This is a genomic window from Pseudoxanthomonas putridarboris (genome assembly GCF_038321125.1).
Lineage (GTDB): Bacteria > Pseudomonadota > Gammaproteobacteria > Xanthomonadales > Xanthomonadaceae > Pseudoxanthomonas_A > Pseudoxanthomonas_A putridarboris.
Map to the genome: position 1 here is coordinate 107,040 of NZ_JBBWWT010000006.1, position 13,971 is coordinate 121,010.

The 13,971-nt window shown below is 71.5% G+C and carries 13 protein-coding genes and 1 riboswitch; of the genes, 3 read left to right on the top strand and 10 right to left on the bottom strand.

The window, feature by feature from the left end:
• Positions 1-101: 101 nt before the first annotated feature.
• Positions 102-323, bottom strand: a riboswitch (cobalamin riboswitch).
• 89 nt (positions 324-412) lie between these two features.
• Both AAD027_RS13710 and AAD027_RS13715 read right to left on the bottom strand, forming a co-directional pair.
• A complete protein-coding gene (locus AAD027_RS13710; protein WP_341726584.1) occupies positions 413-784 on the bottom strand; it encodes a TfoX/Sxy family protein in 372 nt (123 codons plus the stop codon).
• Entirely contained in the window at positions 781-1,266 is a 486-nt protein-coding gene (locus AAD027_RS13715) for a GAF domain-containing protein (RefSeq protein WP_341726585.1), read from the bottom strand. The genes AAD027_RS13710 and AAD027_RS13715 overlap by 4 nt, the downstream gene beginning before the upstream one ends.
• 229 nt (positions 1,267-1,495) lie before the next feature.
• Here AAD027_RS13715 and bioD point away from each other — a divergent pair, with 229 nt between their 5' ends.
• Positions 1,496-2,164, top strand: a complete 669-nt coding sequence (gene bioD / locus AAD027_RS13720; RefSeq protein WP_341726586.1) for a dethiobiotin synthase — start codon at positions 1,496-1,498, stop codon at positions 2,162-2,164.
• A 238-nt stretch (positions 2,165-2,402) separates the two neighbouring features.
• On the opposite strand, the gene phaP is transcribed toward bioD, so the two are convergent.
• A complete protein-coding gene (gene phaP / locus AAD027_RS13725; RefSeq protein WP_341726587.1) occupies positions 2,403-2,795 on the bottom strand; it encodes a TIGR01841 family phasin in 393 nt (130 codons plus the stop codon).
• Between the two features lie 262 nt (positions 2,796-3,057).
• Entirely contained in the window at positions 3,058-3,411 is a 354-nt protein-coding gene (gene queD / locus AAD027_RS13730; protein WP_341726588.1) for a 6-carboxytetrahydropterin synthase QueD, read from the bottom strand.
• Positions 3,412-3,569: 158 nt separating this feature from the next.
• On the opposite strand from queD, the gene AAD027_RS13735 reads away from it, so the two are divergent.
• A complete protein-coding gene (locus tag AAD027_RS13735; protein ID WP_341726589.1) occupies positions 3,570-4,367 on the top strand; it encodes a DUF4198 domain-containing protein in 798 nt (265 codons plus the stop codon).
• A gap of 307 nt (positions 4,368-4,674) precedes the next feature.
• Here the strand turns inward: AAD027_RS13735 and AAD027_RS13740 are convergent, their stop codons facing one another.
• A complete protein-coding gene (locus tag AAD027_RS13740) occupies positions 4,675-6,033 on the bottom strand; it encodes a DEAD/DEAH box helicase (protein ID WP_425605463.1) in 1,359 nt (452 codons plus the stop codon).
• Between the two features lie 405 nt (positions 6,034-6,438).
• On the opposite strand from AAD027_RS13740, the gene AAD027_RS13745 reads away from it, so the two are divergent.
• Entirely contained in the window at positions 6,439-7,206 is a 768-nt protein-coding gene (locus AAD027_RS13745; protein ID WP_341726590.1) for a Crp/Fnr family transcriptional regulator, read from the top strand.
• 90 nt (positions 7,207-7,296) lie between these two features.
• On the opposite strand, the gene cydC is transcribed toward AAD027_RS13745, so the two are convergent.
• The 5 genes from cydC to AAD027_RS13770 are packed head-to-tail and all read right to left on the bottom strand — an operon-like array spanning position 7,297 to position 13,971.
• Entirely contained in the window at positions 7,297-8,967 is a 1,671-nt protein-coding gene (cydC, locus tag AAD027_RS13750; RefSeq protein WP_341726591.1) for a thiol reductant ABC exporter subunit CydC, read from the bottom strand.
• Positions 8,964-10,667 (bottom strand): thiol reductant ABC exporter subunit CydD, encoded by a 1,704-nt coding sequence (gene cydD / locus AAD027_RS13755; protein ID WP_425605464.1) that lies wholly within the window; start codon positions 10,665-10,667, stop codon positions 8,964-8,966. Before cydD ends, cydC begins: the two co-directional genes overlap by 4 nt.
• A 25-nt stretch (positions 10,668-10,692) precedes the next feature.
• Entirely contained in the window at positions 10,693-11,418 is a 726-nt protein-coding gene (locus AAD027_RS13760) for a sulfite exporter TauE/SafE family protein (protein WP_341726592.1), read from the bottom strand.
• Positions 11,408-11,593: a cbb3-type cytochrome oxidase assembly protein CcoS gene (gene ccoS, locus AAD027_RS13765; protein ID WP_341726593.1), complete on the bottom strand. Its 186-nt coding sequence runs from the start codon at positions 11,591-11,593 to the stop codon at positions 11,408-11,410. The genes AAD027_RS13760 and ccoS overlap by 11 nt, the downstream gene beginning before the upstream one ends.
• On the bottom strand, positions 11,590-13,971 hold the full coding sequence (locus AAD027_RS13770; protein WP_341726594.1) for a heavy metal translocating P-type ATPase: 2,382 nt from the start codon (positions 13,969-13,971) through the stop codon (positions 11,590-11,592). Before AAD027_RS13770 ends, ccoS begins: the two co-directional genes overlap by 4 nt.

Genomic DNA, 13,971 nt, shown 5'->3' on the forward strand with positions numbered 1-13,971 from the left:
CGCGCCCCGCGCGCATCGTCAGGGTGGAGTTGCGGCAAGAAGGGGAACGTTGCGGACAGCGCAGGCGAACGGCGCGGCACGCCGCGACGCCCTCCGCATCGCAACCAGTGGACTTCCAGGCCGGTCTCCGGGCTCGCGAGCGAGTGCCATGCACTCCGCCGTGGCGCCTTCCCATGCGATCGCACAGTGGCCGATGCCGCGGTTGTCTTCGCTTACCGTTGCGGGGGCAGCGCCGGAATGGTGCCGCTGTGCGGGCACGTCACCGGCTTCCCGTTTCAACCCGCGGCGCGTGGCCGCAGGTCACCTTGAAGCGCGGCGATTATACGGGATGCGGCCGTAGGAGCGCCCCATGGGCGCGATGCTCTTCGTTCCGCCAACGAGAAGCATCGCGCCCATGGGGCGCTCCTACGGGTCAATCGTCGCCGCCGGTGGAGTCGAACAGGTTGAGCGAGGGGCCGGTGTCCTCGTCGCGCGCGGTGTGGGTGGTGGTGACCGGACCGGCGGCGGGGCGGCCGCGCGGCGGCGGCAACAGCGCGGCGGCGGCCTCGTAGGCCGTCAGCAGGTCGCCGCGGCGGTCTTCCGGCAGTTGCTGCCAGTGGCAGTCCAGCAGCGCGCCTTCCAGTGCGTACAGCAGGTTCAGGCTGGGGCGGAAGCCGGCGCGTTTGACCCGGATGAAGGCCTCCACCGCGCCGACGGACTCCAGGTCCTCCTGCGTGCGCAGGCCCACCTGGCGCAGCCAGGCGGCGGACTTGGGACCGATGTTGCGCAGTTTGGCTGCACTCATTCCAGCGACTCCACGAAGATGCGCGCGATGTTTTCCATGCCCTGCTGGTCGTCCGCGTCGAAACGCGCCACGCGCGGGCTGTCCAGGTCCAGCACGCCGACCAGCGCGTCGCCCTTCACCAGCGGGATCACCAGTTCGGAGCGCGACGCGGCATCGCAGGCGATATGGCCGGGAAAGGCTTCCACATCCTCCACGCGCTGGGTCTGGCGGGTGCGCGCCGCGGCGCCGCACACCCCCTTGTCCAGCGGAATGCGCACGCAGGCAGGCAACCCTTGAAACGGGCCCACCACCAATTCCCGGCCATCGAAGAAGTAGAAGCCCGCCCAGTTGAAGTCCGGCAGCGAGTGGTAGAGCAGCGCGGCGAGGTTGGCGGCGTTGGCGATGCGGTCGGTTTCGCCGCTGAGCAGGGCGCGGGCCTGGGCCGCCAGCTGCGCATATTGTTCCGGCTTGTCGCCGGACAGGGTCTGTGCGGTGAATGACATCGCCTGATTCTACTCCCGCGCCGGTGGGTTCGCCGGGAACGTGGCCGGAACGACCCGGGCCGATATGATGCGGCGTATCCAAGAACAGCAGGCACGGCGATGGCCGACACGACGAAGGCGAACGAGCGCATGGGTCGCCAGCGCGGGCGCGGGAACGCGCGGCGGGATGGCGGCATGGATGCGGTCTTCGCCCTCAGGGTCGCCGCGTGGGCCCTTGCGGAACCGGCGCATGGATAAGGTGTTCATCACCGGCACCGACACCGGCGCGGGCAAGACCGTGGCCAGTTGCGCCTTGCTGCATGCGTGGCGCTCGCGCGGATTGCGGGCGGTCGGCATGAAGCCGGTGGCCAGTGGCTGCGTGCTGACCGAGGACGGCTGGCGCAACGACGACGCGCTGGCGCTGCAGGCCGCCAGCGACCCGATGCCGCCGTACGCGGACCTCAACCCTTTCGCGTTGCCCGCGCCGCTGGCGCCGGAAATCGCGGCGCGCGAGGCGGGCGTCGACCTGCACCTGGGCGCGATGAGCGCCGCCTTCGAGCGCCTGCGCACCAGCGCCGACGTGGTGCTGGTGGAGGGCGTGGGCGGCTGGGCCGCGCCGCTCAGCGCCACGCTGGATCAGCGCCACCTGGTGGAGGTGCTGCACCTGCCGGTCGTGCTGGTGGTGGGCATGCGGCTGGGCTGCGTCAACCATGCCCGGCTGACCGCCCGGGCCATCGAGGCCGACGGCGCACGGCTGGTGGGCTGGATCGCCAATGAAGTGGACCCGCGGATGGAGCGCCGCGACGAGAACTTCGCACTGCTTGGCGCGCGGCTGCCGGTGCCGTGCTGGGGGCGGTTGCCGTATTCGCCGCAGGTGGCGGTGCGTGAACTGGCCACGCACGTATCGCCACCGGGCTGAAGCGATAGGAGGCGGGAAGTCGTGCGCTGCGCGCACTGGCAAGCCGGCGGCTGCGCCGCCTGTGAAAGGCTAAGGAAAAGCGCTGTTGCTTCCGACTTACAGGCGGCGAAGCCGCCGACTTCACTCTTCCCCCCTTGCCGCTCTATGCCAATAAAAAACCCGGCAGCGTGAGGATGCTGCCGGGTCGGTCTGCGCGGAGGGAGGGGGAGCCGCGCAATAAGCGTTGGAGCAGGGCGGATTACTTGCCCTTCGCGGCCTTGGTCGCCTTGGCCACGGTGGCCTGGACGTTGTCGGTCGCGGTCTCGAACTGGGTCTTCACCAACTGGCCGAGGGCTTCGCCGGTCTTCAGGCTCAGGCCGAACACTTCCTGGCTGGCGGCGACGACGCGCTCGGCGTTGTCCTTGGCCACCTGCAGGCCCTTCGGCCACAGGTTCTTGTAGCCTTCCAGGTCCTGGGCTTCGGCCAGTTCGCCGAAGAAGGCGGTGGTGGCGTCGATGTTCTTCTCGAAGGTCTTCAGCTGCACGCCGAACACGGTTTCGGCGCTTTCCAGGGCCAGGCGGTTGGCGCGCGAGGCGGCCGCGGCGAACTGGTGCGTGAACTGGCTGAAGCTTTCGTTGAGTTGCGTGGTCATGGCGTACTCCAAATAGGGGATTACCGGTTTGTTGCGGTGCAGCATAGGAGGATTTATGTTGCAGTGCAATATAAGCCGTACGGATTCCCGACGAACGGTCAGGTCCCGTTAAAAATCAAACGCTTGTATGAGGGCTCAGTGTGGGAGCGCCGTCCCGGCGCGAGCTCCTCTGCAGGCCCCGCAGCGGCAAGCCTCACTCCGCTGGAGATGGAGAGTTCGCGGCCGGAGGCCGCTTCCACAGGGGGCTTGCCCAGGAATCGGCTCAGCCCCGGTAGCGGCTGCCGGCGGTGCAGGTCTCGTGCACCACCACTTCGCTGAGCAACGGCAGGCGGGGCTTGACCTGTTCCCAGATCCAGATCGCCAGCCGTTCGCTGGTGGGGTTCTCCAGGCCGGGGATGTCGTTGAGGTAGTGGTGGTCCAACTGGTCGTAGACCGGCTTGAAGGCCGACTTCACGTCGGCAAAGTCCATCAGCCAGCCGGTGTGCGGGTCCAGTTCGCCGGACAGGTGCAGCTCGACGCGGAAGGAATGGCCGTGCAGGCGCGCGCACTTGTGCCCCTCGGGCACGTTGGGCAGCCGGTGTGCGGCTTCCAGGGTGAAGACCTTGAAGATATCCATGCGCGCATTGTCCGCCGCCGGCCGCCGGCGCGGCAATCGCGGCGCGGCCTTCACTGGATGGTAGCGATTCTCGTTTGCGCTAGAATGCGCCCCAGCCGCCAGCCCTCGGACAAACCGGTCCCGCCAGCGATTCGTCACTGAACTGACAGGAATCGCCCATGAAACCGCTGACTCTCCTGGCCTGCGCGGTCCTCGGCGCCGCCGCGGCCGCCGCCTCGGCCCATACGCCCTACCTGGCTCCCAGCAACTTCGCCCCGCGCGGCGGCGAGACCCTGGCGCTGGACGCGGCGTTCGCCGAAACCTTCTTCGTGCCCGAGGCCGTCTTCGACGACAGCCGGTTCAGCGTGACCGGTCCGGATGGCACGGTTGCGGCGCCGGATGCCGTGCAACTGCTCAAGACCCGCGCGGTGGTCGAACACACGCTGCCCGAGGCCCCGGGCACCTACCGTTTCAGCACCGGCCCGCGCCTGGGCGCGCTGTTCCGCACCTGGGAAGCGAACGGCAAGCAGGAAAGTTCGCGCGACCCCGACGCGAGAATCCCGGCCGGCGCGAAGATGCTGGCCAACTTCCAGTCGCTGACCCTGGCCGAGACCTACGTCAGCGTCGGCGCGCCGGACCGCGGCGCGCTGCGGGCCCGCGGCAAGGGGCTGGAACTGGTGCCGGCCACCCATCCCAACGACCTGTACGTGGGCGAGACGTTCGAGTTCACCGTGCAGTACGACGGCAAGCCGCTGGCCGACCAGAAGGTCGAGATCACCGAAGCGGTGTGGACGTCCGACCGCAAGCCGCAGGTCGAGACGCTGTCGACCGATGCGCAGGGCCGCGCCGTGTTCAAGCTGCGGCACGCCGGCACCTGGGTGGCGTTGTCGCGCCACCGCACCCCGGCGCCAGCGGGCGCCCCGGTGGACGAATACAGCAACAGCTACACCCTGACCTTCCGCGTGCTGGAGCCGTAAGCCGCGCCTTCCCAAGACAAGACCGGAGAATTCTTCGGCCACGACTGCGGCACGTTGGCCGACGCGGGCGAACGTGTCACCGACAAACTGTTCGACCAGCGCTTCGCGCGACTTCTGCCTGTACGGCTACGCCACCGACGACGGCATCGGCCACTACCGGGTCACCGTGTCGTTCGACTTCCGACCGTCCGTGGGTGGAGGCGACAGCTCCGCGCTCCGTTGTATCCCCGTAAAAAAGAAGCGGAGCCCAAGGCTCCGCTTCTTCGTTTCCGGGTGTTGCAGGTCCGGATGCCTCAGGCGGTCTTGCTCACCGCTGCGGGCTGGGCTGGCCGCCGCCCTGCCTGCGACCGCCGTCGCGGCGCGGGGCGCCGGCATGCTTCTTGGGGCCGGCGTGCGCGTGGCGCGGGGCCTCGCTGTGCGGGCGGCGGGCATGCTTCTGCGGGCCGTTGCGGCGCGGGGCGCGGTCGCCGCCGGGCTGCTCGGCCTTGCCCGGTGCGCTGTTGCCCCAGCGGATCGGCGTCATCGGCTCGAAGCCGGGCACGTCGCGGAGTTCCACGTCGCGGCCCAGCATGCGCACGATGGCGCGCAGGTACTTGGCCTCGTCCTGCGCGACCAGCGAGATCGCCTCGCCGGTCGAACCGTTGCGGCCGGTGCGGCCGATGCGGTGCACGTAGTCCTCGGCCACCATCGGCAGGTCGAAGTTGATCACCTGCGGCAACTGGTCGATGTCGATGCCGCGGGCGGCGATGTCGGTGGCCACCAGCACGTTGATGCGGCCGGCCTTGAAATCGCTGAGCGCGCGCTGGCGCGCACCCTGCGACTTGTTGCCGTGGATCGCGGCGGTCTTGATGCCGCTCTTGTCCAGGAACATCGCCAGCTTGTCGCTGCCGTGCTTGGTGCGGGCGAACACCAGCGTCTGCACGCGGCTGTCCTTCGCCAGCAGGTGCAGCAGCAGGTCGCGCTTGCGGCTGCCGTCCACCGGGTGGACGCGGTGGGTGATGGTCTCGGCCACGGTGTTCTTCGGGGTGACCTGGATCTGCTTCGGCTCGCGCATGAACTCCATGGCCAGTTCGCGGATCGGCTCGGCGAAGGTGGCGGAGAACAGCATGGTCTGCCGGTTCTGCTTGGGCAGCTTGGCCAGGATGCGCTTGATCGACGGCAGGAAGCCCATGTCGAGCATGCGGTCGGCCTCGTCCAGCACCAGGATCTCGATGCCCGACAGGTCGATGCTGCGGCGCTCGAGGTGGTCGATCAGGCGGCCGGGGCAGGCGATCACCAGGTCCACGCCACGGCGCAGCGCGTCCAGCTGGTTGCCCATGCCGACGCCGCCGTAGATGGTGGTGCTGGGGATGCGCAGGTACTTGCCGTAGCCACGCAGGCTGTCGTGCACCTGTACGGCCAGTTCGCGGGTGGGGGTCAGCACCAGCGCGCGCGGCTTGCGCGGGCCGCGGGCGGCGACTTCCTGCGGGGTGGTGGCCAGGTACTGGATCAGCGGCAGGCCGAACGCGGCGGTCTTGCCGGTGCCGGTCTGTGCGCCGGCCAGCAGGTCGTGGCCGGCCAGCGCCAGCGGGATGGCCTGTTCCTGCACGGGGGTGGGCTGGGTGTAGCCCTGTTCTTCCAGTGCGCGCAGCAGGGCGGGCGCCAGCCCAAGGTTTTCGAACGTCATCGTGAAGCTCCAAAGTCGGCCTGCCGCACACGCACGCCATGTCCGCACAGGCTTGTGCGGCAACGTCCAACGCGCAGGATGCGGAGTGACCGTGACTCGAAGCGTTCCCGTGAAACCGCGCTGCGAGAGGGGGTACGGAGGCGCCACAGCGGCGGATCCGGGCTTGCCCAACGGAAGAAGTCGGGGCGGGGCGGGCGCGGGAAGTCGAGTGGACATCCCGGCGCCGGCGGACCATGGGGAAACGAGCGGCCGCGGGCAAGCGGCGCGTACTGTACCCGATTACGCGCCTGAACGGGGAATGCGCTGTCCTGTCGGCCGCCTGCGACCGATCGTCGCAGCGCCGTCCGGGGCCCGCTGGCGGGCGTATGATCGTTCCTGAATGGATCCTCAGGACCGTCCCCCGCCATGAGCCTGCGCGTCCTCCGCCACAACGGCGCACCGATACCCGCCCCGATGGGGGAGGCGGTCCCGTGCCCGTCCGATCTGCAAGGGTGCAGCGGGTGCCTGGTGCGGCACCTGGCGATCTGCGCGGCGCTGCCGCTGGAGCAGGCGCGGACGCTGGAAGCCCTGGCCGACGACCTGCGCCTGGCGGCCGGCGAGCAACTGGTGCGCGAGGGCGAGGCGCGTCGCGGCGTGTTCACCGTCACCCGGGGCGCGCTGCGCCGGATCCGCCTGCTGCCCGACGGGCGCCGGCTGGTGGCCGGTTTCCTGATGCCCGGCGACTTCATCGGGTTCAGCGGCGCCTCGCATTACCGCCACAGCATCGAGGCGATCACCGACAGCGCGCTGTGCGCCTTCTCGATGGCCGACATGCGCACGCTGTGCAATGACCATCCGGCGCTGGAGCGCGAACTGCTGGAGCGCGCCTGCGTCGAACTGGACGCCACCCGCGGCAACCTGATGGCGCTGGCGCGGCTGAACCCGATGGAGCGGCTGGCCGGCTTCCTGGTGGACATGGCGCAGCGCCGCCGCCGGCAGGGCCAGGACGACAGCGAAGTGGTGCTGCCGATGACCCGCACCGACATCGCCGACTACCTGGGCCTGACCGTGGAAACCGTCAGCCGCAGCTTCACCCGCCTGCGCCAGGAAGGCAGCATCGCCACCGGCGATCCGCACCACGTGCGCCTGCTGGACCGCAAGCGCCTGGACGCGCTGGCCGAAGCGCTGGACTGAAGCCCCCGCCCCCGCTTTTTGTGGGAGCGACGTAAGTCGCGATGAAGCTTTACCGGCGATCCGTCGCGACTTACGTCGCTCCCACGAACATCAGCGGGTTTCTTCCCGCACCAGCTTCCCGTCGCGGAGCCGGTAGCGCGCGTGCGCGACGCCGGCGGGCAGTTCGTCGTGGCTGATGATCAGCACGCTGCGGTCGGCGCGCGCCACCGCCAGGTCGCGCATCAGTTCGTCGGCGGTGTCCTGGTCCAGTCCCGCGGTGGGCTCGTCCAGCAGCAGCAATGGCGCATCGCGCAGCAACGCGCGCGCCAGCGCCAGCCGTCGTGCCTGGCCGGCCGAGAGCGTCGCGCCGTTTTCGCCGATCCAGGTGTCCAGGCCATCCGGCGATTCGCGGAAGCGCGCTTCCAGCTTCACCTGCGCCAGCGCCCGCCACAGGCGTGCATCGTTGGCGTCCGGGGCGCCCATGCGCAGGTTGTCGCCCACGCTGCCGGAGAACACCGGCGCGTCCTGCGGCAGCCAGGCGATGCGCGCGTGCCACTGCGCCAGCGCCAGCGCGCGCAGGTCCATGCCGCCGAACGACACGTGGCCGGCCTGCGGGTCGCGCAGCCGCAGCACCAGCGCAAGCAGCGACGATTTGCCCTCGCCGCTGTCGCCCATCACCAGCACGCATTCGCCCACGCCCACGCGCAGTTGCGCGCCATCGAGCACGCGGCGATCGGTATCGGACCACTGGAACGCCACGTCGCGAAGTTCCAGCTCGCCCTGCATCGGTGGCGCGTCGGTGCCGTCGTCGGCGACGGCCGCGGGCTGGCCGGTGACGGACTGCAGACGCTGCGCCGATGCCGCCGCCGCCCGCAACGATTGCCACGCCAGCGCGATGCCGGCGCCGGCCTCCAGCACGGCCAGGGCCATGAAGAACAGGCCCGCCGCGGCCGCCGCGCTGATCCGTCCATCGTGCGTGGACGACAGCAGCACCCACAGCATCGCCGGCAGCGCCAGCGCCGTGACCACGCCGTGCGCGAAGGCGCCGGCCGCCAAGCGCCGCCGGCGCCGGGCTTCCCACCGCGACACCGTTGCACTGCGCTGGTCCAGCGCCCGCAGCCACGCGGCGCCGGCGTCCATCGCCGCCAGGTCGGTGGCGCCCTCGATGCCTTCCTGTACCGCCGCGCGCAGTTCGCTGCGCGCAGCGGCGCGGCCGTCCTCCAGTGCGGCGACGCCGCGCGCGGTGATCCACGGGATTGCGCCGCCCAGTGCGGCCAGCACCACCGCCAGCAACATCCCCGCCGCCGGCAGCACGCACAACGCGACCGCCACCGCGAGCAGCGCCAGCGCCAGCAGGGCCAGCAGCGGCCCGATCGCGCGCACCAGCAGGCCATCCACCGCCTCGATGTCGGCGACCAGGCGCGCCAGCAGGTCGCCGGTGCGGAAGCGCCCCAGCCCGAGCGGCGCCAGCGGCAGGGCGCGGCGGAAGAACCACACGCGCAGGTCCCGCGCCAGCCGCAGCGTCACGTCGTGCCCCACCAGCTTCTCGGCGTAGCGCGACAGGATCCGCGCGAAGGTCAATGCGCGGATGCCGGCCGACGGCCCGAAGAAATTGAAGCCCACCACCGCCGTGCCCGCCAGCGACGCAGCGGCGAGGAAGTGGCCCGACAGGCCCAGCAAGCCGGTGCCGGCCAGCAGCGTGAGCAGCAACAGGCCCAGCGCCAGCAGGATCAGCCGCCGGTGCGGTGCGAACACGCCGCGCAGGTCGTCGCGCGGCGTCATGCGCGGGTCTCCATCGCCCGCACGCGGCCGTCGCCCACGTTCCACACCTGCGCCATCGCCGCCATCGCGGCGGCGCTGTGCGTGGCCATCACCACGGCGCGATCCTGCGCGAACCGCGCGATCGCCCTCAGCACCGCGGCTTCCGTGTCGGCGTCGAGGAAGGAAGTCGGTTCGTCCAGCAGCAGCACGTCCGGGTCGCGCAGGAAGACCCGCGCCAGCGCGATGCGACGCGCCTCGCCGCCGGACAGGCCGAAGCCGCGTTCGCCGATCCGCGTGTCCAGGCCATCGGGCAGGCGGTCGGCGAATGCGCCGACCTGCGCGGCTTCCGCGGCCAGGCGCAGCTCCGCTTCCGTCGCATCGGGTTTGGCCAGCCGCAGGTTGTCGGCGATGCTGCCGGCGAACAGGAACGGCCGCTGTGGCGCGTAGCCGATGCGCAGGCCGTCCGCGCGCCGCACTTCGCCGCCCTCCAGCGGCAGCCAGCCGGCCAGCGCTTCCAGCAACGTGCTCTTGCCGCCTCCGCTGGGACCCGCCAGTGCGATGTGCTGGCCGCGGCGGAGCGTGAGGTCCATGTCGCGCAGGACGAGGGGCGCGGCGGCATGATGGCGCACGGTCAATGCGCGCGCGGCGATCAGGGCATCGTCTTCGACGGGCGCGACGCGCGCGATGGGTCCGGCGGCCGCGTCGTCCAGCGGGCCGAGCGCGGTGGCGATCTCGTCCACCGCGGCCAGCGCGGCGGCGCGGTCGTGGTAGTGCGTGGCCAGCCGGCGCAGCGGCGCGTAGAACTCCGGCGCCAGCAGCAGGCAGAACACGCCGGTTTCCAGCGACAGCGGCGCCGCCCGCAGGTTCAGCATGCCCAGGTAGGTCAGGCCCAGGTACAGCGCGATCATCGCCACGCTCAGCGAGGCGAAGAATTCCAGCACCGCCGAGGACAGGAAGGCGATCCGCAGCACCTTCAGGCTGCGCGCGCGCAGTCCTTCGGCCGCTTCCTCGATGCCTCGCAACTCGCTGTCGCCGCGGCCGTACAGCCGGATCAGCCCCAGCCCGCGCAGGCGATCGGCGAAATGCCCGCCCATCCGCGCCAATGCCTGCAACTGCCGGCGGCTGGCCGCCTCCGCGCCCCAGCCGACCAGCATCATGAACACCGGCGCCAGCGGCAGCGTCAGCAGCAGGATCATGCCGACCACGCGGTCGACGGAGAACGCCGCGACCAGGATCGCCAGCGGCACCCACACCACTTCCGCGCGCACCGGCACGAAGCCGCCGAAATAGCTTTCCAGCGCATCGACGTGCGTGCCCATGCGTTCGGCCAGCGCGCCGCTCTGCTGCGAGCGCACCCAGTGCGGCCCGCGTTCGAGCAGCCGGCGCGCGATGCGCGCGCGCAGGTCCATGCGGATGCGTTCCACCGACTGGTCGGCCAGCCGCCGGCCGGCCCAACCCAGCGCGGCGCGCAGCAGCAACGTGGCCAGCAAGGCCCACAACGCGGCGGATACCTGCGCGGCCGGTGCGTTCTCCACGAAGACCCGCTGCACGGCATGCGCGATCAGCGCCGCCTGCGGCAGCAGCAGCCAGCCCGACAGCACCGCCAGCGCGCTCGCCGCGCGCAGCCGTCCGCGCGCGTTGTGCCCCAATTCGGTCAGCCGCGACGCGGGCGTGCGCGGGTTCGTGCCGGGGGGAGCGGAACTCAAGTGGCCTCCAGGCATCGCGGGGCCGCGCGTCGATTCTTCGTCATGCAGGCAGCGTGCGGCATCCCAGGGCGGTCAAGATGCCATGCAGGGCCGGTTGCCGCATCAGCCACGGCGACGCCAGCGTCAGCATGCCGGCCAGCATCACCAGCGCCGCGGCGAACACGCGCAGCGACGGTCGCTGCCACAACCGGCCCAGGCGCGCGCCCGACCAGGTCAGCGGCACCATCATCGGCAGCGTGCCCAGTCCGAATGCGGCCATGGTCAGCGCCGCATCGCGGGGATTGGCCTGCAACCACGCCACGGTGAGCAGGCTGATGCTCAGGCCGCAGGGCAGCCAGCCCCACAGCGCGCCGGCCAGCAGGCGGCGCGGCAGGGTATCGGCCGGCAGCACGCGGGCATGCAGCGGGCGCAGCGCCTTCCACACTTTCGCGCCGGGCCTGGCCAGGAAGTCCAGGTGGCCGTGCCGGTCCAGCAGGCGGAAGGCCAGCGCCACCAGTGCCAACCCCACGCCCACCCGCATCGCCAGCGCGGCCGTCTCGTGGCGGGCCAGCGCCAGCAGGCCGCCGCCGAAGGCGCCCACCAGCGCGCCGGCCAGCGCATAGCCGCCCACGCGCCCCAGGTTGAGCTGCAACGCCGGGCCCCAGCCGCTGCGCGCGGCGGCGGCAGAGAAGCCGGTGGCGATGCCGCCGCACATCACGGCGCAATGCGTGCTGCCCACCAGGCCGGCCAGCAGGGCCGCCAGCAGCACGGGGGTGTCAGCCGGCATCGCCTTGCCCGGGCTGCGCCGGCGGCGGCTTCTGTTCCGATGCATCGTCCAGGATGTCCAGCGCGGGCGTGTCCAGGTCGTCGAACTGGCCCTTGCGCACCGCCCAGGCGAAGGCGGCGACCGCCACGCCCAGCAGGAGCAGGCTGATCGGCAACAGCATCAGCAGGATGTTCATGCGGCCATTCTCGATGAGGGGCGCGCCAACCGCAGCGCATTGAGGGTCACCACCAGCGAGGATACCGCCATGCCCAGCGCGGCGATCCACGGCGTCACCAGCCCGGCCGCGGCCAGCGGCACGGCCAGCAGGTTGTAGCCGGCCGACCAGGCCAGGTTCTGTTTGACCAGCCGGCGCGACAACCTGGCCACGCCCACCGCGTCGGCGATGCGCAGCAGCGAAGGACCGGTGGTGACGAGATCGGCGGCGTGCTGCGCCAGCGGCGCGCCTTCGCCCATCGCCACCGACACGTCGGCGCCGGCGAGCACCGGCGCATCGTTGAGGCCGTCGCCGACCATCGCGACGATGCGGCCTTCGCGCTGCAACCGCCGTACCAGCGCCAGCTTGTCCTCGGGCGACTGGCGCGCGTGCGGGGAGTCGATGCCCAGCGCGTGCGCGAACCGCTGCACCGCGCCGTCGCCGTCGCCACTGGCCAGGTGGATGCGCAGGCCCTGCGCGCGCAACGCGGCGAGCGCGGCGGGCGCATCCTCGCGCGGCCGCTCGTGCAACGTGAAGCGGGCGGCGCCGCACGCGCCATCGCCCAGCCACAGGCCGCCGTCGTCCTCGCGCCCGGCCGCCCAGTCGGCGCGGCCCAGCCGCCAGTGGCGGCCATCGACCTCGCCTTCCACGCCGCGTCCGGCATGCGTGGCGACCTGTCGCGCGGGCGAGCGCACCGCGATGTCGGCGAACGCGGCCGCGATCGGATGCCCGCTGTCGTTCTCGAGCGCGGCGGCGACGCGCGTCGCGCCTTCGGCATCGAGTCCGTCGAACACCTCCACCGCCACGCGCGCGGGGCGGCCGTCGCTGAGCGTGCCGGTCTTGTCGAACACGATGTCGGTGGCGCGCGCCAGCGTGTCGAGCGCTTCCGGCCTGGTCGCCAGCACGCCGCAGCGCGCCAGTGCGCCATGCGCGGCCGCCAGCACCGCCGGCACCGACAGCGACAGCGCGCACGGGCAGCTGATCACCAGCAGCGCCAGCGTCACCTCGAACGCGCGTTCGGGCATGTGGATGCGCCAGCCGAAGTAGACGCATGCCGCCAACACCAGCAGCGCGAGCACGAAATGGCGGCCGGCACGGTCGGCCATGCGCGCCAGCGGCGGGCGATGGTTCTGCGCGCGATCCACCAGCCCGGCCAGTTGCGACAACCGGGTGGCCTCGCCGGTGGCGGTCACGCGCAGGCGCGCGGGCCGCTCGCGGCAGGTGGCGCCCGCGTAGACGGTGTCGCCGGGCGTGCGGCGGACGGGATGCGATTCGCCGGTCAGCAGGGCTTCCTCGAAATCCGCTTCGCCGTCGAGCAGGGCGCCGTCGGCGGGCACCGCGTCGCCGGCGGCGACGCGGACGACGTCGCCCACGCGCAATGCCGAAGGCGGCACCGATTCCCGGCCGCCGTCCTCCCGCTCGCGGATGGCGAACACCGGCTGCGCGCGCGCCAGCGCATCGACCTGCGCGGTGGCCACGTTGCGCGCGCGCTGCTCCAGCATGCGCGCGGCCAGCAGCAGGAACACGAACATCACCGCCGCGTCGTACCAGACGTGCACGCCGCCGCGGATCGTTTCCACCAGGCTGGCGAAGTAGGCCAGCAGGGTGGAGCCGGCGATCAGCGTGTCCATGCCCAGCTGGCGCGCGCGCAATTCGCGCGCCATGCCGGCCAGGAAAGGCCAGCCGCTGTAGAACACCACCGGCGTGCTGACCAAAAAGGTCAGCCAGCGGAACAGGTCGCGCGTGGGCAGCGGCATCGTCGAATGCACGTCGAGGTACAGGGCCTCCGCCAGCATCATCGCCTGCAACGATCCCAGCCCGGCCACGCCCAGCCGCAACAGCCAGCGGCGCCGTTCGGAAAGCCGCGCCTGCTCGCGCGCCTCGCCGGTGGCCAGGTAGGGCCGGTAACCGAGCATCGACAGCCGTTGCAGCAAGGTGGAAAGCCGCGTGCGCGCCGGGTCCCAGGCGATGCGGATGCGGCCGGTGACCGCGTTGGCGGTGGTGTCCAGCACGCCGGCTTCGCGCGCCAGCGCGCGGTCGATCAGCCAGGCGCAGGCGGCGCAGCGCATGCCGTCGGTGAGCAGCACGATCTCGCGGCCGCCGTCGATGGCGCGGCTGTGTCCGTCCAGCAGTTCGGCGCGATCCCAGCTCTCCAGGTCCAGCCGGTCGCCCTGCACGCGGTTGGACGCCGCACTGCGCAGCCGGTAGTAGCTGCCCAGGTCGGATTGCTCGATCCAGGCCGCCGCCGCCGCACAACCATCGCAGCAGAACCGGTGCGATGCGCTGCCGTCCCATGCCATCGGGGCCGAAGCGGGAACGGGTTCGCCGCAGTGGTGGCAACGGGCCGCGGCCATGTCCAT

Coding starts and splice junctions, on each gene's coding strand:
- AAD027_RS13710 (WP_341726584.1), bottom strand. CDS start 784: ATGAGTGCAGCCAAACTGCGCAACATCGGTCCCAAGTCCGCCGCCTGG.
- AAD027_RS13715 (WP_341726585.1), bottom strand. CDS start 1,266: ATGTCATTCACCGCACAGACCCTGTCCGGCGACAAGCCGGAACAATAT.
- bioD (WP_341726586.1), top strand. CDS start 1,496: ATGGATAAGGTGTTCATCACCGGCACCGACACCGGCGCGGGCAAGACC.
- phaP (WP_341726587.1), bottom strand. CDS start 2,795: ATGACCACGCAACTCAACGAAAGCTTCAGCCAGTTCACGCACCAGTTC.
- queD (WP_341726588.1), bottom strand. CDS start 3,411: ATGGATATCTTCAAGGTCTTCACCCTGGAAGCCGCACACCGGCTGCCC.
- AAD027_RS13735 (WP_341726589.1), top strand. CDS start 3,570: ATGAAACCGCTGACTCTCCTGGCCTGCGCGGTCCTCGGCGCCGCCGCG.
- AAD027_RS13740 (WP_425605463.1), bottom strand. CDS start 6,033: ATGACGTTCGAAAACCTTGGGCTGGCGCCCGCCCTGCTGCGCGCACTG.
- AAD027_RS13745 (WP_341726590.1), top strand. CDS start 6,439: ATGAGCCTGCGCGTCCTCCGCCACAACGGCGCACCGATACCCGCCCCG.
- cydC (WP_341726591.1), bottom strand. CDS start 8,967: ATGACGCCGCGCGACGACCTGCGCGGCGTGTTCGCACCGCACCGGCGG.
- cydD (WP_425605464.1), bottom strand. CDS start 10,667: ATGCCTGGAGGCCACTTGAGTTCCGCTCCCCCCGGCACGAACCCGCGC.
- AAD027_RS13760 (WP_341726592.1), bottom strand. CDS start 11,418: ATGCCGGCTGACACCCCCGTGCTGCTGGCGGCCCTGCTGGCCGGCCTG.
- ccoS (WP_341726593.1), bottom strand. CDS start 11,593: ATGAACATCCTGCTGATGCTGTTGCCGATCAGCCTGCTCCTGCTGGGC.
- AAD027_RS13770 (WP_341726594.1), bottom strand. CDS start 13,971: ATGGACATGGCCGCGGCCCGTTGCCACCACTGCGGCGAACCCGTTCCC.